At 67.1% G+C, this 23242-nt stretch carries 22 protein-coding genes and 1 pseudogene; 11 read left to right on the top strand and 12 right to left on the bottom strand.

The window, feature by feature from the left end:
* Positions 1–99: 99 nt before the first annotated feature.
* On the bottom strand, positions 100–945 hold the full coding sequence (locus PQB87_RS02535; RefSeq protein WP_021161809.1) for a M15 family metallopeptidase: 846 nt from the start codon (positions 943–945) through the stop codon (positions 100–102).
* Between the two features lie 121 nt (positions 946–1066).
* On the opposite strand from PQB87_RS02535, the gene PQB87_RS02540 reads away from it, so the two are divergent.
* Together PQB87_RS02540 and PQB87_RS02545 are read left to right on the top strand one after the other, a co-directional pair.
* Positions 1067–2041, top strand: a complete 975-nt coding sequence (locus PQB87_RS02540; RefSeq protein ID WP_489242527.1) for a phage tail protein — start codon at positions 1067–1069, stop codon at positions 2039–2041.
* 205 nt (positions 2042–2246) lie between these two features.
* A complete protein-coding gene (locus tag PQB87_RS02545) occupies positions 2247–3272 on the top strand; it encodes a transporter (RefSeq protein ID WP_059688453.1) in 1026 nt (341 codons plus the stop codon).
* Positions 3273–3288: 16 nt separating this feature from the next.
* Here the strand turns inward: PQB87_RS02545 and PQB87_RS02550 are convergent.
* Both PQB87_RS02550 and PQB87_RS02555 read right to left on the bottom strand, forming a co-directional pair.
* Positions 3289–3438: pseudogene (locus PQB87_RS02550) on the bottom strand (DUF1427 family protein); the annotation flags it as partial.
* A gap of 24 nt (positions 3439–3462) precedes the next feature.
* A complete protein-coding gene (locus PQB87_RS02555) occupies positions 3463–4440 on the bottom strand; it encodes a quinone oxidoreductase family protein (RefSeq protein ID WP_489242528.1) in 978 nt (325 codons plus the stop codon).
* Between the two features lie 161 nt (positions 4441–4601).
* On the opposite strand from PQB87_RS02555, the gene PQB87_RS02560 reads away from it, so the two are divergent.
* Complete coding sequence (locus PQB87_RS02560; RefSeq protein WP_174415804.1) at positions 4602–5522, top strand: LysR family transcriptional regulator; 921 nt, start codon at positions 4602–4604, stop codon at positions 5520–5522.
* Between the two features lie 154 nt (positions 5523–5676).
* Here PQB87_RS02560 and PQB87_RS02565 read toward each other — a convergent pair whose 3' ends face one another.
* Positions 5677–7845, bottom strand: a complete 2169-nt coding sequence (locus PQB87_RS02565; RefSeq protein WP_111943106.1) for a M1 family metallopeptidase — start codon at positions 7843–7845, stop codon at positions 5677–5679.
* Between the two features lie 639 nt (positions 7846–8484).
* Between PQB87_RS02565 and PQB87_RS02570 the strand changes: the two genes are divergently transcribed.
* The 4 genes from PQB87_RS02570 (at position 8485) to PQB87_RS02585 (ending at position 11747) form a co-directional block, all read left to right on the top strand.
* Positions 8485–8979: an LEA/WHy family protein gene (locus tag PQB87_RS02570; protein ID WP_042976607.1), complete on the top strand. Its 495-nt coding sequence runs from the start codon at positions 8485–8487 to the stop codon at positions 8977–8979.
* A gap of 165 nt (positions 8980–9144) precedes the next feature.
* Positions 9145–9477, top strand: coding sequence for a YegP family protein (locus tag PQB87_RS02575; RefSeq protein ID WP_027788501.1), 333 nt, complete (start codon positions 9145–9147; stop codon positions 9475–9477).
* A 156-nt stretch (positions 9478–9633) separates the two neighbouring features.
* Positions 9634–10767, top strand: coding sequence for a methyltransferase (locus PQB87_RS02580; RefSeq protein ID WP_111943110.1), 1134 nt, complete (start codon positions 9634–9636; stop codon positions 10765–10767).
* Positions 10768–10856: 89 nt separating this feature from the next.
* Positions 10857–11747 (top strand): class I SAM-dependent methyltransferase, encoded by an 891-nt coding sequence (locus tag PQB87_RS02585; RefSeq protein WP_021161799.1) that lies wholly within the window; start codon positions 10857–10859, stop codon positions 11745–11747.
* A gap of 59 nt (positions 11748–11806) precedes the next feature.
* On the opposite strand, the gene PQB87_RS02590 is transcribed toward PQB87_RS02585, so the two are convergent.
* Together PQB87_RS02590 and PQB87_RS02595 are read right to left on the bottom strand one after the other, a co-directional pair.
* A complete protein-coding gene (locus tag PQB87_RS02590; RefSeq protein WP_059498636.1) occupies positions 11807–12379 on the bottom strand; it encodes a DUF1415 domain-containing protein in 573 nt (190 codons plus the stop codon).
* A gap of 76 nt (positions 12380–12455) precedes the next feature.
* On the bottom strand, positions 12456–13076 hold the full coding sequence (locus tag PQB87_RS02595) for a TetR/AcrR family transcriptional regulator (RefSeq protein ID WP_301863038.1): 621 nt from the start codon (positions 13074–13076) through the stop codon (positions 12456–12458).
* A gap of 220 nt (positions 13077–13296) precedes the next feature.
* On the opposite strand from PQB87_RS02595, the gene PQB87_RS02600 reads away from it, so the two are divergent.
* The 3 genes from PQB87_RS02600 to PQB87_RS02610 all read left to right on the top strand — a co-directional run bounded on the left by PQB87_RS02600 (position 13297) and on the right by PQB87_RS02610 (position 16788).
* A complete protein-coding gene (locus PQB87_RS02600) occupies positions 13297–14580 on the top strand; it encodes an MFS transporter (protein ID WP_489242529.1) in 1284 nt (427 codons plus the stop codon).
* A 165-nt stretch (positions 14581–14745) separates the two neighbouring features.
* Positions 14746–15351, top strand: a complete 606-nt coding sequence (locus tag PQB87_RS02605) for a nitroreductase family protein (RefSeq protein WP_059688458.1) — start codon at positions 14746–14748, stop codon at positions 15349–15351.
* Between the two features lie 186 nt (positions 15352–15537).
* The gene (locus PQB87_RS02610) at positions 15538–16788 is read left to right on the top strand and encodes an Hsp70 family protein (protein WP_060060593.1); all 1251 of its coding nucleotides are present in this window, start codon (positions 15538–15540) and stop codon (positions 16786–16788) included.
* A gap of 99 nt (positions 16789–16887) precedes the next feature.
* On the opposite strand, the gene PQB87_RS02615 is transcribed toward PQB87_RS02610, so the two are convergent.
* A complete protein-coding gene (locus PQB87_RS02615; protein ID WP_006477070.1) occupies positions 16888–17091 on the bottom strand; it encodes a cold-shock protein in 204 nt (67 codons plus the stop codon).
* 420 nt (positions 17092–17511) lie between these two features.
* Between PQB87_RS02615 and PQB87_RS02620 the strand changes: the two genes are divergently transcribed.
* A complete protein-coding gene (locus tag PQB87_RS02620) occupies positions 17512–19110 on the top strand; it encodes an APC family permease (protein ID WP_021161792.1) in 1599 nt (532 codons plus the stop codon).
* 112 nt (positions 19111–19222) lie between these two features.
* On the opposite strand, the gene PQB87_RS02625 is transcribed toward PQB87_RS02620, so the two are convergent.
* From PQB87_RS02625 to prfA, 5 genes are all read right to left on the bottom strand, one after another.
* On the bottom strand, positions 19223–20014 hold the full coding sequence (locus PQB87_RS02625) for a DODA-type extradiol aromatic ring-opening family dioxygenase (protein ID WP_489242530.1): 792 nt from the start codon (positions 20012–20014) through the stop codon (positions 19223–19225).
* Between the two features lie 219 nt (positions 20015–20233).
* The gene (locus PQB87_RS02630) at positions 20234–20830 is read right to left on the bottom strand and encodes a UbiX family flavin prenyltransferase (RefSeq protein ID WP_059688460.1); all 597 of its coding nucleotides are present in this window, start codon (positions 20828–20830) and stop codon (positions 20234–20236) included.
* A gap of 19 nt (positions 20831–20849) precedes the next feature.
* Entirely contained in the window at positions 20850–21161 is a 312-nt protein-coding gene (grxD, locus tag PQB87_RS02635) for a Grx4 family monothiol glutaredoxin (protein ID WP_021161789.1), read from the bottom strand.
* Positions 21162–21228: 67 nt separating this feature from the next.
* Positions 21229–22071, bottom strand: coding sequence for a peptide chain release factor N(5)-glutamine methyltransferase (prmC, locus tag PQB87_RS02640; protein ID WP_489242531.1), 843 nt, complete (start codon positions 22069–22071; stop codon positions 21229–21231).
* A 7-nt stretch (positions 22072–22078) separates the two neighbouring features.
* Positions 22079–23161 (bottom strand): peptide chain release factor 1, encoded by a 1083-nt coding sequence (prfA, locus tag PQB87_RS02645; protein ID WP_027788492.1) that lies wholly within the window; start codon positions 23159–23161, stop codon positions 22079–22081.
* Positions 23162–23242: the final 81 nt, after the last annotated feature.

Here is a 23242-nt window from a genome sequence, read left to right on the forward strand (position 1 = left end):
CACCGGAATGCATGATTTTTTGCGCCGCCCATATCGTTTCCTGCCGGGATATTAAAAAGCCCCATGCCGCCCTCATTATTTCCTGTCCGGCAGCCCTGGCTAGCTGCCGCGTCCCAGTTTAAAACCGGGTTTATGGTATTCCACGTGCCCGAGATCCATCATTTTCCAGCGGCCCCCCCAGGTCAGGCCAACCTGTTCAGCGACCTGGCCGTACAACTGGTAGCCGCGCATCGCCCACGGATCTTTCTCGGAAATGACCAGCTTGCCGTCGCGCAGGAATGCGTTGTCGGCCGCCAGCCCGAATTGGTGATAACTCTGGAAGGCCGCCGCGTTGGTCACGTTGCCGCCCATTGCCGCCAGCCGGTTCTGCCGTTCCGGGCTCCGGTAACCTTCCAGCAACGCCATTTCATATCCATATTGTTCGTGCATGATCTTGTAGACCAGCAGCAAACGCGTACGGAAATCCGGATCCAGCAGGTTCCAGTCGCGGCTCGCATCCTTCAGCGCCGGACGTACCTGTTCGACTTCCTTGGTGGCGAAGACTTCCGGCGGCAGCGGCGGGGGCGGTACGAGCTGTTCGCCCTGCAGCAGGGCGGCGATCTTCTCGTCGGGCACGCGCGCCGTGTCGTCGTACTGGAACAATTGCCGGCCGCGTAACGCAATGGCGACCAATGGCGGCGTCGCAAGAATACCTGCCGATACCATAATCATCAAGCGCCGCCGAACCAGTAAATTTTGCACATCGTTTAAAGCACCGCGCGTAACGCTTGCCGATTTAACAATCTGACTTCGCGTACGCGCGGCGCGATCGTTCGCACGGCGTGTTAGACGGCCGTGAAACTGGGCGACGGATTCGAAAACGGTCGCGCGGATACCCGGTAAAAGCAACAGTGCCGCAACTGCTACGGCAAGGGCGAAATAGGCGACGAGTGCGACGGCAATCAACGAAATCCCCGGAAATTGGAATTGATTGTGTTTTGCAATGCTTGCTCTTAGAATCAGGCTGCTTCGAGAGGCCGGGCTATATTATCGCGGTGAATTAAACCAGGATTCAATGAGACGCTGAATGAGTGCGCCGGAAAATTCAAATTCGAAAACTCCGCCCAGCCTGCTGTCCGATACCAAACCGGCAGGCGACGGAGCTCAGCAGTCGCGCATTCTCGCGAATCTGGAAGGACGTGTCACGCGGCAGGCCGAACCGCCGCGCCGTTCGCTGAAGGCGCCGATCGCGGCCGTCGTTGCACTGGTGGTTGCCGTCGGTGGCTGGGGCGCATGGCGCATGCAGCATTCGAGCGAGCAGGCCGCCGCCGTCACGGCCGAGGCTGCACCCGCGGCCGCCGCGCCGGCGAAGGCCGCAGCGGCCAGCGACGCTGCCGTGCAGGTCGCGCAAAATGCGGCATCCGCCGCGCAGCCGGCCACGATCGTCAACGACGACGCAGCTTCCCGAACCGTTGCTTCCGCATCGTCCGCGTCCGCCGCGGACAACAGCCGCCTGTCGCGTGCGCTCGCCAACGGCGCCGACGATGCATCGGGCACGGCCACGGCCGGTGCGGCTGCTGCTGCCGCCGCCGCTGCTGCTGCTTCGACCAAGACCGCGAAGGCCGACGCAGCGAAGAACGCGAAGGTCGCGGCGCACGGCAAGACCGACACGAAGGCCGATACCAAGGCTGACGCAAAGGCCGAGGCCCGCAAGCATCGCAAGGATCAGCAGGCCGAGCTCGCGCAGGCGAAGAAGCGTCGCGACGCGACGTCGACCCGCACCGCGAGTGCGAAGGCGGCCGGGAAGGACGATCCGGATGCGGATCTGCTCGCGGCGCTCGTCGCGCGCACGAAGCCCGCCGACAAGAAACTCGCCGCGCAGAAGGCGCAGGCCGTGCCGACCAAGACGGCCGCGACGGCCGGCTCGCTGGCGTCGCGCGTGAAGGAATGTTCGGAGCGCGGTTTCTTCGAGGATCAACTGTGCCGCTGGCGCGTCTGCGAAGGTCACTGGGGCAAGGATCCCGCGTGCCCGAGTGCCGCGCAGTCGGAGACGCGGCAGTAACGCGTCTCGCGTTTGCCGGCCTGCCGCACCTGCGCCGCCCGTTGGGCGGCGCGTTGCTTTTGGGCGCGGAATCGGCCGGTATGATGCGGCGTGACGCTGTCACCGGCGCGTCACGCCCGTCGGGCATACGTTTCCTTTCCTTTTCCGGCGCGGGCTCGCGACCCGCGATGCGCGGCGCGCCGCGCGCCGCATGACCTTCGACACGATGGACCTGATCGTACAGACTTACGGCGCCGATACGTCCGGCATGGTGTGCGGATTCCGCTTCGATCCGGGTGGTTCCGGCGCGACGCTCGATGCCGACACGGCCGCCGCGTGGCTGCGCTCGTGCCGCGAGCACGATGGCGCGTCGGACGATTTCGTCTGGCTGCACTTCAATCTCGCGCACGGCGCGAGCGAGCGCTGGATGCGCACGCACCTCGATCTGCCCGACAGCTTCTTCGAATTCCTCCACGAAGGGTCGCGCTCGACGCGCATCGAGCAGGAGGACGGTGCACTGCGGGCGATCGTCAACGACGTGATGTTCAACCTCGAACTGACGCCGTCGGAAATCGCGACGCTGTTCGTCCACGTCGAGCGGCGCATCATGGTCACCGCGCGGCTCAAGCCGCTGCGCTCGGTCGACACGCTGCGCGCGTGCGTGCGCGACGGCGAGCAGTTCCGGTCGCCGGCGGAGCTGCTCGTGCACCTGCTGCGCGACCAGGCCGACCTGCTGATCCAGATCATGCGGCGCACGAGCGTCGACGTCGATCGCATCGAGGACCGCTTCCTGTCGCAGCGGCTCACGTCGAGCCGCATCGAGCTCGGCGCAATGCGCCGCACGCTGACGCGTCTGCAGCGCATGCTCGCGCCCGAGCCCGGGTCGATCTTCCGGCTGCTCGCGAAACCGCCCGCCTGGCTGCACGTGGAAGACGTGCAGGAGCTGCGCGAGTCGACCGAAGAGTTTTCGCTGGTGCTCGCCGACCTGGCCGGGCTCAACGAGCGGATCAAGCTGCTTCAGGAAGAGATCGGCTCGCGTCTCGACGAGCAGAACAACCGGACGCTGTTCACGCTGACGCTCGTGACCGTTATCGCGCTGCCGATCAACATCGTCGCCGGCTTCTTCGGGATGAACGTCGGCGGCGTGCCGTTCTCCGAGAACAAGCACGGCTTCTGGCTGATGGTGCTGCTCGTGGCGGGCTTCACGGCGCTCGCCGCGTGGTGGGCATTCCGCCGGCGCGACGACCGCTAGCGGCATCGACCCGTCAGCGCAACAGCGCGATCGCGCGTTCGCCGATCACCATTCCAAGCAGCCCGACGAGCGCGACGAGCGGCGGGGCCGGCGAGCGCACGTGCAGCAGCGCATACAACACGCCGACGCCGAGGCCCACCGCGAGCGAAGTCACGTAATCCGTCATGGCGGTCTCCCGTGTGATCCGGCGTCAGGGTTTGAGGATGACGCGCTCGCGCGCACCGGCCAGCACCGCGCGATACGCATCGTGCGCGCGCTCGAGCGGATAGATGTAGTCGTCGCCGATCGGGAACGGGCGCAGGGTGCCGTTGCCGAAGCCGGGCGCGAGCGTGTCGAGGATCTGCGCGACCGCGGCGCCGCCGAGCTGCAGCGAATCGATGCCCACGAACGTGTGCTGGCCGCGATAGAACGCGAAGATGTCGAACGGCACGCTGCGCTCGATCGTCGAGATGAAGATCTGCCGCGCACCGATCGCCATCGACGCGTTCGCCGCTTCGAAGTACGGGCTGCCGACCGTGTTGTAGACGATGTCCGCGCCGCGGCCGCCGGTTGCCGCGCGCACCGCGTCGGCCACCGGTTCTTTCGACGCGTCGATCATGTGCACGTCGCCCGAGGCATGGCCACGATAGCCGCCGGCGCTGCGCTCGACGCCGATCACGGTTGCGCCGTGCGCGGTCGCGAGCTGGATCGCGGCCTGGCCGACCTTGCCGTTCGCGCCGAACACGAGCACGACGTCGCCGGCCGCCGGCATGCCGGCGCGGCGCAAGCCCTCGTAGGCGGTGACGAACGGCACGCCGATGCCGGCCGCTTCGTCGAGCGTCAGCACGGCGGGCTTCCGGCGCACCAGTGCCGCGTCGAGCACGAGCCATTGGGCGTGCGAGCCGTCGCGCCCGACGCCGAGATCGCCGCCCGAGCCCCACACCGGCGCGCCGATCCAGCCTTCCGGGCCGCTGCGCACGATGCCGGCCCAGTCGCGCCCGGGCGTGCGCGGCCACACCGCGTGCGGCATGCGGCCGAGCGCGGCCTTCACGTCGCTCGGGTTCACGCCGGCCGCGTGCACCTCGATCAGCATCTGGCCGTCGGCCGGTACGGGCGTGTCGATTTCCCTGACCCGCGCGTCGAGCGACTCGATGTCGGCGGCGGGGGCGTCGAAGCGGATGCTGCGCATGGTGATCTCCGTGGCGGTTGGCTGCCGCGCGACCCGGTGGGGCGGGGCGTGCAGCGAGTGAAATGGATGAACGCAGTCTAGTCGGCCCGGTTTGACGCGGAAACCCGCAAAGGCGGATGATTGTTTTGCGAAGAACGCATAGCCAAATCCGAAGGCACCGAATGGACGATTTCCTCTCCCCGCACCTGGCGCTGTTCGTCGACGTGGTCGACCAGCAGAGCTTCTCGGCGGCCGCCCGCCGGCTGGGTGTCGCCGCGTCGTCGGTCACGCGGCGCATCGACCGGCTCGAGGCACAGCTCGGCATCCGCCTCCTGCATCGCACCACGCATGCGCTGCGGCCCACCGAGGCCGGGCAGTTGCTGTACGGGCGCGCGACGCGGATGCTGGCCGAGCTGCGCGGCCTGCAGGAAGACCTGCACAGCCAGCACGACGAGCCGAGCGGGCTGCTGCGCGTCGACTGTCCGGCGCCGTTCGGCCGGCGGCACCTGGTGGCCGCGCTGGCCGCGTTCATGCAGCGTCATCCGGCGCTGCAGGTCGACCTTGTGCTGACCGACAGCATGGTCGATCTGCAGGGCGCGCGGCTCGGCTCCGACGTCGATCTCGCGGTGCGCATCGGCCCGCTCGAGGACACGCGCCTCGTCGCAACCGTGCTGGCGCCGCAGCGGCGCGTGCTGTGCGCGAGCGCGGCGTATCTGGCGCGGCGCGGCGAGCCGGATACGCCCGACGCGCTCGCCGGACACGACTGCCTCGCGTGGCACGGGGTGCCGCCGCCGGGCGCGTGGCGCTTCGGCGAGCGCCGCCACGCGCCGGCGCGGCCGCGGTTTCGCAGCAATCATTCGGAAGCGTTGCTGGAAGCCGCGATCGACGGGCTCGGTCTCGCGCACCTGCCGACCTGGCTCGCGGGGGACGCGCTGCGCGACGGCCGCTTGCGCGCGGTGCTGCCGCAGTTCGCGGCGGCGCCCGAGCCGGCGACGATCCACGTGTTGCGCCAGCCGGCGCGCGGCACCGCACGCGCGTCGCGGCTCGTCGCGTTCCTCGCGACGTGGTTCGCGCAGCCGGCGTGGGATGCCGCGTGGGCGTGACGACGACGGCGGGCGGCGGTCGGCGACGTATCGCCGGGCCCGACGCACGCCGGGCATGAAAAAGGGCCTCGCACGCGAGGCCCGTCAAAGGTCGGAGAAGCCGGTACGCCGGCCGGCCGCCGCAGGCTGCGCGGCACCGGCCGGGCGCGCACCGTTACTGCGTGACTACCTTGCGCGGCTTGAAGATGCCCTGGTATTGCAGTGCCGGGCGTTCCTTCGTCACCGGTTCGATGCCGCCGAAGGTCGGCGTCTGGCGCAGCTTCATCGCAGCCGGCGAAGCGACCGAGCCGATCGACGTCGAGCGCGATGCCGGCGCGAGGTTGTTCGCGACGAGCAGCGCGGCTTCGCTCTTCAGGTTCGCGAGCAGCACCGGATCGGTCGAGCCGTTGACCTGCGTGAGCAGCCCGCTCCAGGCCGCGTCGCTGTAGTTCACGACGTAGTAGTCGAGCCCGCTCGGGTCGGCCACCACGCCCGTGCAGCCGTCGATCCGCGTTTGCGTCTGCGTATCCTTCAGCGCGAGCGTCGCGCGTTTCGCGAGACCCTGGCCGTACGCGAGCGTGATCGGCACCGTCCACTGCAGGCCCGGATACGCGTTCTTGTTCGGGAACGGCTGCTGTTTCAGCGTGACGACCGTCTGGTTCTTCGTCAGGTCGCACTGCGTGTCGAGCGAGATCAGCGGCACGCCGGTCTGTCGGACGTAGCTGTCGCCGATCGCGCCGATCGCCTGGCCGCTTTCCTTCGACAGCGCATCCCACAGGCGCTTCGGTGTGCCGTTGCCGAACGAGTAGTCGACGAGGTACTGCTGCAGACCCTTGCGCAGCGTCTGTTCGCCGAGATAGTTCTCGAGCGTCTTCAGCACGTGGCCGCCCTTGTCGTACGTGAACGCGCTGGCGCTCAGCACGAAGTCGTTCGAGGCCCAGCCGTTGAAGTTCGGCGCGACCGGGAAGGCGTTCGGGCCGATGTCACGATTGATCACGCGGTACTTGTTCTTCACCTGGTCGAGCCAGCTGAACTCGTCGGGGAAGAACTGGATCGTCGTCTTCGTCTCGAAGAACGTCGCGAACGACTCGTTGAGCCATACGTTGTCCCACCAGTCGGTCGTGACGAGATCGCCGAACCACTGGTGCGCGACTTCGTGCGTCAGCACCTCGTTGCCGTAGTGCGACATCGGCTGGCCCGGCTGCGGCAGGATGTCGTCGGCGAACTCGAGGATCGACCCCCAGTTCTCCATCCCGCCGAAGTTCAGGTCCTTCTGCTCCTTGAACGCGTCGTTCGCGGCCACCGTGTCGAACTTCGTGAGCGGCAGCGCAATGCCCGTGTAGCGGTAGTAGAAGTCGAGTGCCTGCTTGGTGCGGTCCATCGCCGGCTTCGCCCAGTCGCTCATGCCCGGCGGCGTGAACACGCGCAGGTGCAGGCCGCCCTTGCCGCCCGGCAGCGGGCTCGTGAAGTCGTCTTCATAGGTGTCGAACTGGCCGCCGCCGAAGAACAGCAGGTACGACGGCATCGGCGGGGTCTTCTCGAACTGCACGAGCTTGTAGCCGCCGCCGACGTTGGTCGACGGCTTCTCGGCCGCGTTCGACACGACGCGCCAGTTCGACGGCACTTCGGCCGTCACTTCATAGGTCGGGCGGAACGCCGGCTCGTCCCAGCCGGGGAACCACTGGCGCGACAGGTTGGTTTCGCCCTGCGTGAGGATCGCGCCGCTCGTCTTGCCGTCGGTGCCCTTCAGGTCGACGCGGAACACGCCTTCCGCGGCCGAGCAGCCCGGATACGGATCGTCGCCGCAACTGCCGCCCGTCTTCGTGCCCGGATCGTCATACGACTTGAAGTTGATGATGCCCGACCACTCCATGTGCAGCGAATAGTTGCCCGGCGAGATCGTGCCGCTCACGGGGCGCAGCTGGTAGAAGTCGCCCTTGTCCTGCGGCGTCGCGATCAGCTGGATGTTGCCCGGCTGCAGCGTGATGCGGCCGTTCGTGAACTTGATCCGGTGGCCGGCGATCACGATGTTGTTGACCGGCTTCAGCACCTTGATCTCGACGTCGGCGCGGCCGTCGAACGCGTTCAGCGCGTCGTTCGGGCGGAACCACAGCCGGTAGTTCACGGGCACCACGGTGTCCGGCAACTCGACAGGCGACACGCTCTTGTCGACGTTGGATGCGCTCGGCGGCGCGTTGACGGTGGGCGACGAGCCCGAGTGCGGCGCGCCGGCGGAGCTGAGCGCGGAAGCGGAGCCTGCACCGCCGTCGTCACCGCCGCACCCGGCGAGTGCGAGCGCGGCGACGAGCGGCAGATAACGCATCTTGCGAATATCGATCGACATGACTGAAACCTCGATTGTTGAAAGAATCGTTCAGTGCTGCGAAAACGCCGGCAAAAACAATCCCCTCGCCGTTAATCAACAGCGATGAAAATGCCAATGACGGATTATTCGAAAAGACGGCGGCCGACTACGTGAAGGTAATCATGGTTTACTGCCCCCTCTGGATTTCCGGATGTCGGTTAACTTGCCGGTTCAAAATGGCCGGGCGCGTGTTGTACTGAGTTGATTTCGCGCGCACGACACGGAGCCGCACGCCCTGCGCGGGCGCGCGATTCCCTTGAACCGACGACCTACGGGGCTGGCCGGGCCGGGCCGCAGGATGGCAGGAAGGCGTGTCGCCGTTCCGTAAAATCGCCGTCATGCGGCTTCAAGCTTTGTCGGCTTGCACGAAGGATGCGTAAATATACTTGATGGTTTTAGGTAAAGGAAACGAAAAATTTAGAAATTGCATCTATTGAATTCGCCGCGCTTCATTGAATGCTGGAAAGCATTAATGCGCTTTCCGTTTGGCTGGTATTTTCGTAGTTTTAATCTATTAACGATCCGGCGCGGCCGCGAAAACTACGAAACCCGGTGTGCGGGGCGCGCTCGGTACAATGCAGCGACGATCCGCTCACCGATTGCCGCGAGGAGGCCCCCATGCCACGAACCCTGTTCCGAATCGCGCCGCTGCGCGCCGTGCTGCTGCTGTTCGCCGCCGTGCTCCTGCTCGGCGGCTGCGCGGGGCTCACGCGCGATTCCGTGCGCGTGTCGGTCGCCGGGCTCGACCCGCTCGTCGGGCAGGGCCTCGAGATGCGTTTCAACCTGAAGCTGCGCGTGCAGAACCCGAACGACACGCCGATCGAATACGACGGCATCTCGGTGGCGCTCGACCTGAACGGCACGCCGTTCGCGAGCGGCGTGAGCGACCGCTCGGGCGTCGTGCCGCGCTTCGGCGAGGCCGTGCTCGACGTGCCGGTTTCCGTGTCGGCGTTCGCCGCCGCGCGGCAGGCGTGGAACCTTCCCGGCGCGGCTGCCAGCGGCGAGTTGCCGTATGCGCTGCGCGGCCGGCTCGCGGGCGGCGTGCTCGGCACCGTGCGCTTCAGCGATGCGGGCACGCTGCGCATGCCGGCGACGCCCGGGTGGGGCGGGTAGATGATGCCGGCGCGATGCCGGATGCCGGGCCGGACGAAGCGTCGCGATCGCGGCGCCGTCTGACGATTCCTGACGATCGAGCTTCGCGTGCCTTACGTTTTGCGCGTCAATCGCGTTTAGACTGCCTCAGTCCGGAGGGCCGGGCGACTTTTTCGAGAGGGCACCATGGCAGCGAAATTCGTCATCAAGAAAGCGAGCGACGGGCAGTTCCTGTTCCACCTGAAGGCCGCCAACGGCGAGATCATTCTGCGCAGCGAGCTGTACAAGACCAAGGCGTCGGCGGAAAACGGCGTCGCGTCGGTGCGCAAGAACGCGCCGGACGACGCGCGCTACGAGCGCAAGACCGCGAGCAACGGCCAGTTCATGTTCAACCTGAAGGCCGGCAATCACGAGATCATCGGCACGAGCGAGCTGTACAAGGCCGAAGCGAGCCGCGAGAACGGCATCGCGTCGGTCAAGCAGAACGCGCCGGATGCCGCGCTCGACGACCAGAGCTGAGCGGCCCGGTAGCGCCAATACGCCGCGGGCATCGCGCGGGTGGCAGTCGGGGCGGTCGCCCGCGCTTTGCCGCGCGGGCAAAGCGCGGTATGGTGTGGTCCGCGCGGCGCACGCCTGTAGCGCCGCCTGTCTGAAGCCAACCGTAGCCGAGCTCGCGTGACCGATTTCCCCGTTTTCCATTGGACCGACGCCGACGGCGCCGAACATGCCGTGCGCTGGCGCTCCGAAGCCGGCGTGCAGCCGCCGAAGCGCGCGGTGCCCGCCGACGACCGTCTCACCGCCGACGCGGCCTACCGCCTGGCCTGCGAGGGCACCGCGATCGTCTGGCAGGGCGACTTCCAGAATGCGCGCCAGCTCGTGCAGGCGATGGCGCGCCGCGTCGAGCGCAAGCCGAAGAAGGCGAAGGCCGCGGTGGGCGTCGACGCATTCAACCTGCATCGTCTTGCGCAATCGCAGCGTGCCCGCACGCTCGGGATGCTGCTGATCCCGCTCGATGCCGACTACACGATCCCGCTGCGCCGCGCGCCCGACGTACGCGCCGCATGCGAGGAAGCTTACGGCCCGGGGGGCGAACCGTCGGTCGTGTCGCTGCGCGAGCTGCTCGGCCTCGTCGGCGCGCACGAATGGCGCAAGAAGGGTGTGCCGATCCCGGCGCTGGGCGGCGCGCCGATTCATCCGCACTACGGCGTGTTCTCGCCGGTACGCGGCGAATACGTCGAACTCGTCGCGCGCGCGCCGCTGCCGGCGACGTCGCTCGCGTTCGACATCGGCACGGGCACCGGCGTGCTCGCGGCCGTGCTGGCGTCGCGCGGCGTCGAGCGCATCGTCGCGACCGATCAGGATCCGCGGGCGCTCGCCTGTGCGCGCGAGAACGTCGAGCGGCTGGGCCACGCGGGCCGCGTCGAGGTCGTCGAGGCGGATCTGTTTCCGGCCGGCCGCGCACCGCTCGTCGTCTGCAACCCGCCATGGGTGCCGGCTCGTCCGAGCGCACCGATCGAATACGCGGTCTACGATCCCGACAGCCGCATGCTGCGCGGTTTCCTCGCGGGGCTTACCGACCATCTCGAGCCAGGCGGCGAAGGCTGGCTGATCCTGTCCGATTTCGCCGAACATCTCGGCCTGCGGCCGCGCGACACCCTGCTGCAGTGGATCGACGAAGCCGGCCTCGTCGTGCTCGGCCGCGAAGACATCCGCCCCGCGCACCCGAAGTCCGCCGACGCCGACGATCCGCTGCACGCGGCACGCCGCGCCGAGGTCACGTCGCTCTGGCGGCTCGGCGCACGAGCCTGACCGCGCATTTTCGGTAAACTATCGCCATTCCTCACGAATTCCCGCCGCCGGGCCGTGGTCTGCCGACCGTGGCCCGGCGCCGCTTCACGATGTCGAACAAGACCCACGAAATCCGCCCGGAGCAGTCCGTCGAGCTGCTGAAGGAACTGCACATCCTCACCCGCGACGGGAAGCTGAACCAGGACAGCCGCCGCAAGCTGAAACAGGTCTATCACCTGTTCCAGTTCATCGAGCCGCTGCTTGCCGGCGTGCAGGCCGACCGTGGCAGCGTGACGCTCGTCGATCATGGCGCCGGCAAGTCGTATCTCGGCTTCATCCTGTACGACCTGTTCTTCAAGCAGCAGCCGGGGCACGGCACGGCGGCGTTTGCGTCGCACGTGTACGGGATCGAGACCCGCGAGGAGCTGGTCACGCGTTCGGCCGAGCTCGCCGCGCGGCTCGGGTTCGGCGGCATGTCGTTCCTGAACCTGTCGGTCGCCGATTCGATCACGTCGCCGAAGCTGCCCGAAACGGTCGACGTCGTCACCGCGCTGCATGCGTGCGACACGGCGACCGACGACGCGATCCGCTTCGCGCTCGCGAAGCGCGCGCAGCACATCGTGCTCGTGCCGTGCTGCCAGGCGGAAGTCGCGGGCGTGCTGCGCAAGAACAAGGGCAAATCGCTCGCGAACGCGCTGACGGAAGTGTGGCGGCATCCGCTGCATACGCGCGAATTCGGCAGCCAGATCACCAACGTGCTGCGCTGCCTGCAGCTCGAAGCGCACGGCTACCAGGTCAGCGTGACCGAGCTGGTCGGCTGGGAGCATTCGATGAAGAACGAGCTGATCATCGCGCAGTACAAGAACCTGCCGCGTCGGCGGCCCGGCGAGCGGCTGAACGAGATCCTGGGGATGTTCGGGCTTGCCGAGCTGAACGCACGCTTCTTCGTGCCGGAAGCCGCGGCGGCGGGCGGCGAGGTCGCGGAGCCGGCCGAAGGCTGACGCGCGGGCGGCGGGCGCGCGGCGCGGCGCACGTTGCACGCCGCACGTTGCACGCCGCGTCAGACGTCGTCGCCCGGCCGGCGCATCCATTCGCGCCAGCCGTCGTGGCCGAGGCGGCGCAGAGTTTCCTGATTCCTTTCGTAGATCGCGGACGCGTCCGGGAACGCGTCGACCGCGCGCGCGATGCTGTCCTCGCGCAGCAGGTGCAGGATCGGATACGGCGCGCGGTTCGTGTAGTTCTCGATGTCGTCGGGCTCGCTGCCTTCGAACCGGTAGTGCGGGTGGAAACTCGCGATCTGCAGCACGCCGTCGAGCCGCAGTTGCCGCACCAGGCGGTCGGCAAAGAACAGCGCATCGTTGTAGTCGACGAAATCGGCGAACGCATGCGGGAAGATCAATAGCGTCGTGTCGACCTGCTGCGGGTCGGCCGCGTCGAGCGCGCGCAGTTCCGTTTCGAGTTCGGCGAGCGCGTCTTCGAGCGTCGTCGCTTCGCTGATTGCGTAGCGCACCTGTTCCTTCACGTAGACGCTTTTCGCGAACGGGCACAGATTGAGCCCGATCACCGCGCGCGCGAGCCAGTGCCGCGTGGCGGCGAGGATGTCGTCGTGCGATTCGGGGCGGGTGTCGGTCATCGTGAAACCAGTCGGGCGGAAGGGCGGCGAGGGCCGCATTGTAGCGGGCGCGCAGGGTGCGGACGCGCGCGGCCCGTCACGCGCACGCGGCTTCGATCAATTGCGTGGCGAGCGCGGGCGCGGTGCCGATCGGCGTTTCGCCGTGCCGATAGGTCTGGCTCGCCGCGTAGATACCCTCGACCACCAGCGCGAGCGCATCGGCGAGCGCCTGCGGTTGCCGCGCGCCGGCGCCTTCGCAAAGCGCGACGAGCCGCTTCATCAACTGTTCCTTGTTCTGCGCGACGCGCTCGCGCGCCGGGTGCGATGCATCCGGAAACTCCGCCGCGACGTTGACGAACGGGCAGCCGCGATAGTCCTTCTGCGTCGCGCGCTCGGCCAGGTCGACGAAATACTGGATCAGTTGCGCCTTCGGCTGGCCCGGATGCTTCGCGGTGCTTGTGTCGAGACGCTCGAAGAAACACGCATCCATCCGCTCCAGATACGCGAGGATCAGGTCGTCCTTCGACGAGAACTGCCGATACAGGCTCATCTTGTTGACGCCCGCGCGTTCCACGACCGCCTCGACGCCCACCGTCCGAACGCCTTCCCTGTAAAACAGCTCCTCGGCGGCGCGCAGCAGGTGCTCCTGCGCGGTGGCGCCGTCGATCGGCCGGCGCGTACGGCGCGCCGTCGGTTTGGCGATCTCGATGCCCGACATGATGACCCTCGACTGCATATTGGATTGCTTGACATGTTACCGATTGGTCACTACGATCGCAACACACTTGTGACCGGTCGGTAACAATGCCGACCGGATCGACAGACAAATGCCAAGCGTCGGCCCGGGTCAGCCGATGCAGCGTGCGGCGGAGGTGGCCTGGCTGGGTGAGGCGGAGCGGGCGCGGAGGTGCCGGCGCCGCCAACTGGAGAACGCGAAGATGAACTGGGCGGTGACACGAATCGGCGGGCGCTTCCACTACGGATGGCTCGCGGCGGCGGTGGTATTCCTGATCCTGCTGGCGGCCGCCGGCACGCGCGCGACGCCGAGCGTGCTGATGGTGCCGCTCGAACGCGAGCTCGGCTGGAGCCGCGCGGCGATTTCGCTGGCGATCTCGGTGAACATCGCGTTGTATGGCCTGACCGGCCCGTTCGCGGCCGCCGCGATGCAGCGCTTCGGGCTGCGCCCGACCATCCTCACCGCGCTCGTGACGATGTGCGCGGGCGTCGCGCTGTCGTCGATGATGACGCAGAGCTGGCAGATGGTGGTGATCTGGGGCCTGATGGTCGGTTGCTCGACGGGTGTCGTCGCGCTGACGCTGTCCGCGACCTTCGTCACGCGCTGGTTCCATGCGCGGCGCGGCCTCGTGATGGGGATCCTGACCGCGAGCACGGCCACCAGCCAGCTCGTGTTCCTGCCGATGCTCGCGGCGATCGCGCAGCGCCATGGCTGGCGGCCGGTCGTGCTGGTCGTCGCGGTGGCGGCCGCGATCGTGATTCCGCTCGTTGCGTTCCTGTTGCCCGAGCGGCCGGCCGACGTGCAGCTGCGCCCTTACGGCGAGCCGGCCGATGCGCCGCCCGCGCCCGATGCGACCAAGGAGAACCCGCTCGCGGTCGCGTTCCGTACGCTGCTGATGGCGAGCCGCTCGCGCGATTTCTGGCTGCTGTTCTTCAGCTTCTTCATTTGCGGCGCGAGCACCAACGGTTACGTCGGCACGCACCTGATCGCGATGTGCAGCGACTACGGGATGACGGAAGTGCAGGGCGCATCGCTGCTCGCGGCGATGGGCGTGTTCGACCTGTTCGGCACGACGCTGTCGGGCTGGCTGTCCGACCGCTACGACAATCGCGTGCTGCTGTTCTGGTACTACGGGCTGCGCGGGCTGTCGCTGATCTACCTGCCGCACGCGTTCGGGATCGATTTCTTCGGGCTGCCGCTGTTCGCGATGTTCTACGGGCTCGACTGGATCGCGACCGTGCCGCCGACCGTGCGCCTCGCGACCGACGTGTTCGGCAAGGCCGCGGCGCCGGTCGTGTTCGGCTGGATCGTCGCCGGCCACCAGCTCGGCGCGGCGTTCGCGGCGCTCGGCGCGGGGCTGCTGCGCGCGAGCCTCGGCACCTACACGATCGCATCGATGATTTCGGGCGGGCTGTGCATCGTCGGCGCGCTGATCGTGCTGCGCATCAACCGCGGCCCGTCGCGCGCGGCTGCGCAGGCGGCCTGATCGCGGCAAGCCGGCAGTCCGGCCGGCCCGCGCGGCGGGCGGCCGGCCATTGCACGCACGGAGATTTGCATAGCGCGGCAGGATCGGGCGCGGATCGGCTCAAGCGGGTATGCTTGCGGTTCGCCAGGCGTTCGCGCCCCTTCATCGATGTCAGCGAGGATCCGCATGTCCGTCAAACCTGCTCCCACCACTGTTTCGATTCACGATCTGATCGCGGGCCGCTGGAGCCCGCGCGCGTATTCGGATGAACCCGTCAGCGCCGGCGATCTGCACGCGGTGCTCGAGGCTGCCCGCTGGGCACCGTCTGCGTACAACGCGCAGCCGTGGCGCTTCATCGTATTCGACCGCACGCAGGACGAAGACGCATTCAAGCGCGCGTTCGCGACGCTGGTGCCGTTCAACCAGGGCTGGAATGCGCCGGCGCCCGTGCTGATCGCCGTGACCGCGCATACGCTCACGCCGAAGGGGGAACCGGCACCGACCGCGCTGTACGACGCGGGCGCCGCCGCGATGTCGCTGGTGCTGCAGGCGCACGCGCTGGGCCTGGCCGCCCACCAGATGAGCGGCTTCGACGCGAAGGCGTTCCGCGACGCGTTTGAGATCCCGGCCGACGTCGCGATTCCGGCGATCATCTCGCTCGGTCACTACGGCAACGTCGACAAGCTCGATCCCGTGCTGCGCGATCGCGAGAAGGCGCCGCGCACGCGTCATGCGATCGGCGAGGTCGTCTATGCGGGCGCGTGGAAGAAGGGCTTCGACGCGGCGGCCTGACCTGCCTGGAGGGGGCTGCGTCGCGCGTCCCGTCCGCCTGTCTTCCCGGCGCGCCCGTCTGCGCGCCGTCGCCACCGGGGCCCGCTGCGCGGCACCGGTGGCCGGCCCCGGTTGTGATCCCGCGGGCTTCATGTTAAAAAGCCCGTCCTTTCCGTTTTCGCGCCGGCCCTGCTGCGGCAATTTCCCATGACTTACTGCGCGATCGATTTCGGCACGTCCAATTCCGCCGTGGCGCTGCCCGACGGCGATGGCATGCGCCTCGCGCCCGTCGAGGGCGACCACCTGACGCTGCCCACCGCGATCTTCTTCAACAACGACGAAGAGACGGTCGAATACGGCCGTGCGGCGCTGGCTTCCTACATCGACGGTTTCGACGGCCGGCTGATGCGCTCGATGAAGAGCATTCTCGGCTCGCCGCTCGCGGAAACGACGACCGATCTCGGCGACGGCAGCGCGATCGCGTACACCGACATCATCGCGCGCTTCCTGACGCACCTGAAGCGCAAGGCCGAAACCCGCGCGGCTGCGCCGATCGGTCGTGCGGTGCTCGGCCGGCCCGTGTTCTTCGTCGACGACGATCCGCGCGCCGACCGCCTTGCGCAGGACCAGCTCGAGGCTGCCGCGCGATCGGTCGGCTTCACGGACGTTCAATTCCAGTACGAACCGATCGCGGCCGCGTTCGACTACGAATCGCGTCAGCAGGCGGAGCGCCTCGTGCTCGTTGCCGACATCGGCGGCGGCACGTCCGACTTCTCGCTGGTGCGCGTCGGGCCCGAGCGGATGGCGCGGCTCGAGCGCAAGGACGACGTGCTGGCCCACCACGGCGTGCACGTCGCGGGTACCGACTACGACCGGCGTGTCGAGCTGGCCGCGATCCTGCCCGCATTCGGCTACCGTTCGCTCGATCCCGAAGGGCGCGAGCTGCCGAACAAGATCTACTTCGATCTCGCGACCTGGCACCTGATCAACACGGTCTACACGCCGAAGCGGCTCGGCGAGCTGAAGCTGATGAAGCACCTGTACCGCGATGTGCAGCAGTACGACCGGCTCACGAGCGTGGTCGAGCAGCGGCTCGGGCATGCGTTGATGGCGCGCGCGGAGGAAGCGAAGATCGGGGTCGCGGCGGGCGGGGAGACGATGATCGACCTGAACGACGTGGAAGAGGATCTGCAGATCGCGTTCGATGCCGAGCGCCTCGTCGATGCGAGCCACGACGACACCGCCCGCATCGTCGATGCCGCGCGCGAGACGGTGCGGCTCGCGGGTGTCGCGCCGCGCGATGTCGGCGCACTGTATTTCACCGGCGGCTCGACGGGGCTCGCGTTCCTGTCGGGTGCGCTCGCAGGTGCGTTCCCGGATGCGCAGCCGGTGTTCGGCGACCGCCTCGCGAGTGTCGCGACGGGGCTCGGCATTCACGCGCAGCGATTGTTCGGCTGAATGCGGGCGGCTGAAAGGCCGTCATGCCGGGCGACCGGCGCCGCAAAACAAAAAGCCCCGCCGAAGCGGGGCTTTTTTACACGAATTATCGCGCCAAGCTTAGACCGGACGGATGTTCGCAGCTTGCAGACCCTTCGGGCCCGTCTTCACTTCGAATTCAACCTTCTGGTTTTCTTGCAGCGTCTTGAAGCCTTCGACGCGGATTTCCGAGAAGTGCGCGAACAGATCGTCGCCGCCGCCTTCCGGGGTGATGAAGCCGAAGCCCTTTGCGTCATTGAACCACTTGACGGTACCGGTTGCCATGTTACTTGTTCCTAAAAAGATAAAACGGGGCCGAAGCCCATGGTGTGCGGAAAATCAAGGAAGGGGTAATAGGACCAACCGGAGTACCGTTGATGGGCGAACTACGAAAGAACCAATTCACTCGCCACTTGAAATCCTGCGAAGTCCTTTATACGGCTTATCACCCGCGTGGTCAACCGTATTTCCATGGACTCAGGGTTATTGCGTATATCAGGTTTACAAAGCTTGCAAACGATGCGAATTTTTTGTAGGGGCCGAACGATTTTGGCGCCACGCCCGAGGTGCAACCGTTAAACTACGCGCCGCGCGGACGGGTTGCCCTGATCGGGTGACGCGTCCCCCCAAGAATGCGTGCGCGGTGCAGTCCGAGCCGATCCCGGACCGCGGGCCGACCATGCTTTTTGAGACACAGGAGAGGATGTGAAGAGTTCTATTCAACGGAACATCGGCCCGTTTGCATTGATGCTGACGGGGCTGGGTTCGATTATCGGCTCGGGCTGGCTGTTCGGCGCCTGGAAGGCCGCAAAGATCGCCGGTCCGGCAGCGATCTGCGCATGGATCATCGGCGCGGTCGTGATTCTCGCGATTGCACTGACGTACGCGGAACTGGGTGCGATGTTCCCCGAGTCGGGCGGCATGGTGCGCTACGCGCGCTACTCGCATGGCTCGCTGGTCGGTTTCATCAGCGCGTGGGCGAACTGGATCGCGATCGTATCCGTGATCCCGATCGAGGCTGAAGCGTCGATCCAGTACATGAGCACGTGGCCGTATCCGTGGGCGCATGCGCTGTTCGTGAACGGCGAGCTGACGACACCCGGCCTGCTGTTGTCGGCCGTGCTGGTGGTCATCTACTTCTTGCTGAACTACTGGGGCGTGAAGGCGTTTGCCCGGGCGAACACCACGATCACGATCTTCAAGTTCCTGATCCCCGGCCTCACGATCCTCGGCCTGATGCTGACGAGCTACCATCCGGAAAACCTCGGCACCGCATCCAATGCAAGCTTTGCGCCGTACGGCTGGTCGGCGGTGCTGACCGCGGTCGCGACGAGCGGCATCGTGTTCGCGTTCAACGGCTTCCAGAGCCCGGTGAACCTCGCGGGCGAAGCGCGCAACCCGTCGCGCAGCGTGCCGTTCGCGGTGATCACGTCGATCCTGATCGCGCTCGTGATCTACGTACTGCTGCAGATGGCGTACATCGGCTCGGTGAATCCGGCTGACGTCGCGCAGGGCTGGTCGCACTTCAACTTCAAGTCGCCGTTCGCCGAACTGGCGATCGCGCTGAACCTGAACTGGCTCGCGATCCTGCTGTACGTCGACGCGTTCGTCAGCCCGAGCGGCACCGGCACGACGTACATGGCGACCACCACCCGCATGATCTACGCGATGGAGCGCAACAACACGATGCCGAAGATGTTCGGCAACGTGCACCCGCTCTACGGCGTGCCGCGCCAGGCGATGTGGTTCAACCTGCTGGTCTCGTTCATCTTCCTGTTCTTCTTCCGCGGCTGGAGCTCGCTCGCGGCGGTGATCTCGGTCGCGACGGTGATCTCGTACCTGACCGGCCCGATCAGCCTGATGGCGCTGCGCCGCTCGGCGACCGACATCGAGCGTCCGCTGTCGATTCCGCTGATGAAGCTGATCGCGCCGTTCGCGTTCGTCTGCGCGTCGCTGATCCTCTACTGGGCGAAGTGGCCGCTGACGGGCGAGATCATCCTGCTGATGATCGTCGCGCTGCCGGTGTACTTCTACTTCCAGGCGAAGTCGGGCTGGACCGGCTGGGGTGCCGACCTGAAGGCCGCATGGTGGCTGGTCGCGTACCTGCCGACGATGGCCGTGCTGTCGCTGATCGGCAGCAAGGAGTTCGGCGGTTACGGCGTGCTGCCGTACGGCTGGGACATGCTGATCGTCGCCGCAATCTCGCTGGTGTTCTACTTCTGGGGCGTGAATACCGGCTACCGGACCCAGTATCTCGACGAGCGTGAATCGCACGACGAGATCCTCGAGGGGGTCGGTGCCTGACGCGTGACCTGTCGCCGGATTCGGCGGCGGCAGCCAGCAGCGGAAAAAAAGCCCGCCCGAGCATCGCTCGGGCGGGCTTTTTATTGGCCGGTCGACGGTTGTCGCGCGACGCTCAGGCGGCCGCGCTCGCGAACACGTAGTTCGTCATCGCGAGCACGCGCTGGTACGTGCCGAGCGACTGGATGCCAAGCTGGTAGTCGTCGTCCGCCGCGCCGAGCGCCGTGAACACCGGCAGCAGATGCTCGTCGGTCGGATGCATCAGCGCGGCATGCGGCGCCTGCCGACGGTAGTCGAGCAGCGCGTCGACGTCGCGTGCGGCCAGCTTCGCCTCGAACCAGTCGGTGAATTCCGCGACGCGCGGGTCCGCATCTTCCGGTGCCGCACCGAAATCGGCGGCGCGCAGGTTGTGCGTGATCTGGCCGGAGCCGATCACCATCACGCCTTCGTCGCGCAGCGGTCGCAGCGCGCGGCCGAGCGCGAAGTGGTGCGCCGCATCCGCGCGCGGCTGGATCGACAGCTGTGCCACCGGCACGTCGGCTTCCGGGAACATCAGCAGCATCGGTACCCACGCGCCGTGGTCGAGGCCATGCTCGGTCGTCGCGGTGGCGATGCCGGCCGCATTCAGCAGTCCGGCCGCGCGCTCGGCGACGTCGGGCGCGCCGGGCGCCGGGTAGCGGATGTCGTACAGCGCCTGCGGAAAGCCGTAGAAGTCGTGGATCGTTTCAGGATGCGCGGCGACGCTGGCGACGGGACGCTGCGTGCCCCAGTGCGCGGACAGCATCAGTACCGCGCGCGGGCGCGGCAATTCGGCGCCAAGGTGGGTGAACGCGGCGGACGGCAGCGTCGGGTCGATCGGCAGCGTCGGGGCGCCGTGGGACAGGTAGAGCGAAGGCAAGCGGTTCATGGTGGTGGCCTGCAAAGGGATTTGCCTGTGACTATAGGCGCGCACCGGGAATTGATAAATCCGTCGCGCGGAATTTGATTGAGTCGTATTGGTTGATAATCGGGCCGATTTCACGAACGCGAGGGCGGACGGGGGCTCGAGGTGGCCGAATCAGGCCGGAAGGCAGGTGATTCGGCGAAGATGCGCGAAGAACGGCACAGAAGCGCCGCGGCGAGCGGCTTACTGCGCCGGCCGGATGCCGGCCCACGGCGTCGTCATCGGTGCACTGAGCGCGAACAGGTCGAGCACGCGGGTGACGGTCTGGTCGACAAGTTCCTCGATCGTCTTCGGCATCGCGTAGAACGCGGGTAGCGGCGGGAAGACGATGCCGCCCATTTCGGTCACGGCGGTCATGTTGCGCAGATGCGCGAGGTTGAACGGCGTTTCGCGCACCATCAGCACGAGGCGGCGGCGCTCCTTCAACGTGACGTCGGCCGCGCGCGTGATCAGGTTGTCGGACAGCCCGTGCGCGACGCTCGCGAGCGTCTTCATCGAGCAGGGCGCGATCACCATCCCGTCGGTCGCGAACGACCCCGATGCGATCGTCGCGCCGACGTCGCGCACCGAATGCACGACGTCCGCACGGCTTTCGACCTCGGCCTTCGACAGCTTCAGTTCGTGCTGGATGTTGAGCCAGCCGGCGTTCGAAATCAGCAGGTGCGTTTCGACGCCGCCGGCGGCGCGCAGCAGGTCGAGCAGCCGTACGCCGTAGATCGCGCCGGTGGCGCCGGTGATCGCGACGATCAACCGGCGTGGCGGCGCGCTGGGAGATGCCATCAAAAAGGGGCGGGGCGTATTACGCGGCGGCGAACAGTTGCTGCAGTTCGCCCGACTGGTACATCTCCATCATGATGTCCGAGCCGCCGATGAATTCGCCCTTCACGTAGAGCTGCGGGATGGTCGGCCAGTTCGAAAATTCCTTGATGCCCTGGCGGATCTCGTCGTCTTCGAGCACGTTGACCGTCTTGAACTGATCGACGCCGCAGGCCTTCAGCACCTGGATGGCGCGGCCCGAAAAGCCGCACATCGGGAATTGCGCGTTGCCCTTCATGAAGAGCACGACCTGGTTTTCGTCGACGATTTGCTTGATACGTTGTTGGGTGTCCATGACTGACCTTGCGTTTGCGGGGCGTTAGATCGAAATGATAGCGGATTTCAACCGGACGGGCCGGGCATCAGCCCGGCAGGCGGCCGCCTGTCGTGCGTTCGATTGCGGCCAGATCGGCGAGCGATTCGACCGCGACGAAGCCGTGCGACGCGAGTACGGCGCGCACGGCCTCGGCCTGGTCGTAACCGTGCTCGATCCAGAGCGTGCCGCCCGGTTTCAGGTAAGTGCCGGCGCCTGCGACGATCGTGCGGATCGCGCTGAGGCCGTCGGCATCGTCGGTGAGTGCGCCGCGCGGCTCGAAACGCAGGTCGCCCTGCGTGAGGTGCGGATCGTGCTGCGCGATGTACGGCGGATTGCTGACGATCGTGTCGAAGGCGAGCGCAGGATCGAGCGCCGCGTACCAGTCGCTCTGCAGCCAGTGCAGCGGGCCGCCGGGGCGGTGCGCGTCGAGCAGCTTGCTTGCGTTGCGTTGCGCGACCTCGAGTGCGGCCGGCGAACGGTCGAGCGCCCACACGCGGGCGTCGGGCCGCTCGGCGGCGATGGAGACGGCAATCGCGCCGCTGCCCGTGCCGAGATCGAGCACCGCCGGATGCGGCAGCCCGTCGATCGCATCGAGTGCGGCTTCGACGAGCAGTTCGGTTTCAGGGCGCGGGATTAGCACGTCGGGCGTCACGTCGAACGGCCGGCCGAAGAATTCGCGCATCCCGACGAGCTGCGCGACCGGCTCGCCGGCCATGCGGCGCGCCTCGAGCGTGCGGTAGCGTTCGACCGCGACCGCGTCGAGCGGCGCGTCGCCGCGCGTGATCAGTTGCGTGCGGGTCCAGCCAAGCGCGTGCGCGAGCAGCACGCGCGCATCGACCGCGTCGAGCGCGGACGCGCGCAGCAGTTCGTCGGCGGTCGTGTCGGGCATCGTGACCTCAGTCGGCGTCGCCGAGCGACGCGAGCAGTTCGGCCTGGTGCTCGCTGACCAGCGCGCTGATCAGTTCGTCGAGGTCGCCGTCCATGATCGCCTCTAGCCGGTACAGCGTCAGGTTAATCCGGTGGTCGGTCATCCGGCCCTGCGGGAAGTTGTACGTGCGGATCCGTTCCGAGCGGTCGCCGGAGCCGATCAGGCTCTTGCGTGTCGCGGCTTCCTTCGCGTGCTGCTCGTGATACTGCTTGTCCTTGATGCGCGCGGCGAGCACCTTCAGCGCGCGATCCTTGTTCTTGTGCTGCGAACGGTCGTCCTGGCACTCGACGACGATCCCGGTCGGGATGTGCGTGACGCGCACCGCCGAATCGGTCTTGTTGATGTGCTGGCCGCCCGCGCCGGACGCACGGAACGTGTCGATCCGCAGGTCGGCCGGATTGATCTCGACCTCGCCGATTTCGTCGGCTTCCGGCATCACCGCGACCGTGCACGCGGACGTGTGGATGCGCCCTTGCGTCTCGGTTGCCGGCACGCGCTGCACGCGATGGCCGCCCGATTCGAACTTCAGGCGCGAATACGCGCCCTGGCCCGCGATCCGCACGATCACTTCCTTGTAGCCGCCGAGATCCGATGCGCTCTCCGACATCATTTCGACCTGCCAGCGCTGGCGTTCCGCGAAGCGCAGGTACATGCGCAGCAGGTCGCCGGCGAACAGCGCGGATTCGTCGCCGCCCGTGCCCGCACGGATTTCGAGGAAGATGTTGCGGTCGTCGTTCGGATCCTTGGGCAGCAGCATCTTCTGCAGCTCGGTCTCGAGGCGGGTCATGCTCTCGCGCGCGCTGCGGATTTCGTCTTCCGCGAAGTCGCGCATCGACAGATCGCCGAGCAGCTCCTGCGCGGCCGTCTCGTCGCTGCGCGACTGGCGCCACAGCGCGTACTGTTCGACCACCGGGCCGAGTTCCGCATGTTCACGCGTCAGCTTGCGGTACTGGTCGAGGTCGGCCGTGACGTTTTCGCGGCTCAGCAGGTCGTTCAGTTCGGCCAGCCGTGTGGACAGCTGGTCGAGCTTGCGTTGCATGCTCGTCTTCATGGTGTGGAGCGGCGCTCCCGGGCAAGGGGTATTCGGAAAGGATAGGCCGGCGCGCGGCCGGCGGCAGGGCGACCGGCCGGC

It is taken from the genome of Burkholderia sp. KL41, from assembly GCF_057005415.2.

What these genes read in the sequence shown, in the direction of transcription:
- PQB87_RS02540 (WP_489242527.1), top strand. Translation starts at nt 1,067, where the DNA reads ATGAGTGCGCCGGAAAATTCAAATTCGAAAACTCCGCCCAGCCTGCTG.
- grxD (WP_021161789.1), bottom strand. Translation starts at nt 21,161, where the DNA reads ATGGACACCCAACAACGTATCAAGCAAATCGTCGACGAAAACCAGGTC.
- prmC (WP_489242531.1), bottom strand. Translation starts at nt 22,071, where the DNA reads ATGCCCGACACGACCGCCGACGAACTGCTGCGCGCGTCCGCGCTCGAC.
- PQB87_RS02545 (WP_059688453.1), top strand. Translation starts at nt 2,247, where the DNA reads ATGGACCTGATCGTACAGACTTACGGCGCCGATACGTCCGGCATGGTG.
- PQB87_RS02565 (WP_111943106.1), bottom strand. Translation starts at nt 7,845, where the DNA reads ATGTCGATCGATATTCGCAAGATGCGTTATCTGCCGCTCGTCGCCGCG.
- PQB87_RS02560 (WP_174415804.1), top strand. Translation starts at nt 4,602, where the DNA reads ATGGACGATTTCCTCTCCCCGCACCTGGCGCTGTTCGTCGACGTGGTC.
- PQB87_RS02585 (WP_021161799.1), top strand. Translation starts at nt 10,857, where the DNA reads ATGTCGAACAAGACCCACGAAATCCGCCCGGAGCAGTCCGTCGAGCTG.
- PQB87_RS02630 (WP_059688460.1), bottom strand. Translation starts at nt 20,830, where the DNA reads ATGGCATCTCCCAGCGCGCCGCCACGCCGGTTGATCGTCGCGATCACC.
- PQB87_RS02575 (WP_027788501.1), top strand. Translation starts at nt 9,145, where the DNA reads ATGGCAGCGAAATTCGTCATCAAGAAAGCGAGCGACGGGCAGTTCCTG.
- PQB87_RS02555 (WP_489242528.1), bottom strand. Translation starts at nt 4,440, where the DNA reads ATGCGCAGCATCCGCTTCGACGCCCCCGCCGCCGACATCGAGTCGCTC.
- PQB87_RS02625 (WP_489242530.1), bottom strand. Translation starts at nt 20,014, where the DNA reads ATGAACCGCTTGCCTTCGCTCTACCTGTCCCACGGCGCCCCGACGCTG.
- PQB87_RS02590 (WP_059498636.1), bottom strand. Translation starts at nt 12,379, where the DNA reads ATGACCGACACCCGCCCCGAATCGCACGACGACATCCTCGCCGCCACG.
- PQB87_RS02615 (WP_006477070.1), bottom strand. Translation starts at nt 17,091, where the DNA reads ATGGCAACCGGTACCGTCAAGTGGTTCAATGACGCAAAGGGCTTCGGC.
- PQB87_RS02600 (WP_489242529.1), top strand. Translation starts at nt 13,297, where the DNA reads ATGAACTGGGCGGTGACACGAATCGGCGGGCGCTTCCACTACGGATGG.
- PQB87_RS02605 (WP_059688458.1), top strand. Translation starts at nt 14,746, where the DNA reads ATGTCCGTCAAACCTGCTCCCACCACTGTTTCGATTCACGATCTGATC.
- PQB87_RS02610 (WP_060060593.1), top strand. Translation starts at nt 15,538, where the DNA reads ATGACTTACTGCGCGATCGATTTCGGCACGTCCAATTCCGCCGTGGCG.
- PQB87_RS02570 (WP_042976607.1), top strand. Translation starts at nt 8,485, where the DNA reads ATGCCACGAACCCTGTTCCGAATCGCGCCGCTGCGCGCCGTGCTGCTG.
- PQB87_RS02595 (WP_301863038.1), bottom strand. Translation starts at nt 13,076, where the DNA reads ATGTCGGGCATCGAGATCGCCAAACCGACGGCGCGCCGTACGCGCCGG.
- prfA (WP_027788492.1), bottom strand. Translation starts at nt 23,161, where the DNA reads ATGAAGACGAGCATGCAACGCAAGCTCGACCAGCTGTCCACACGGCTG.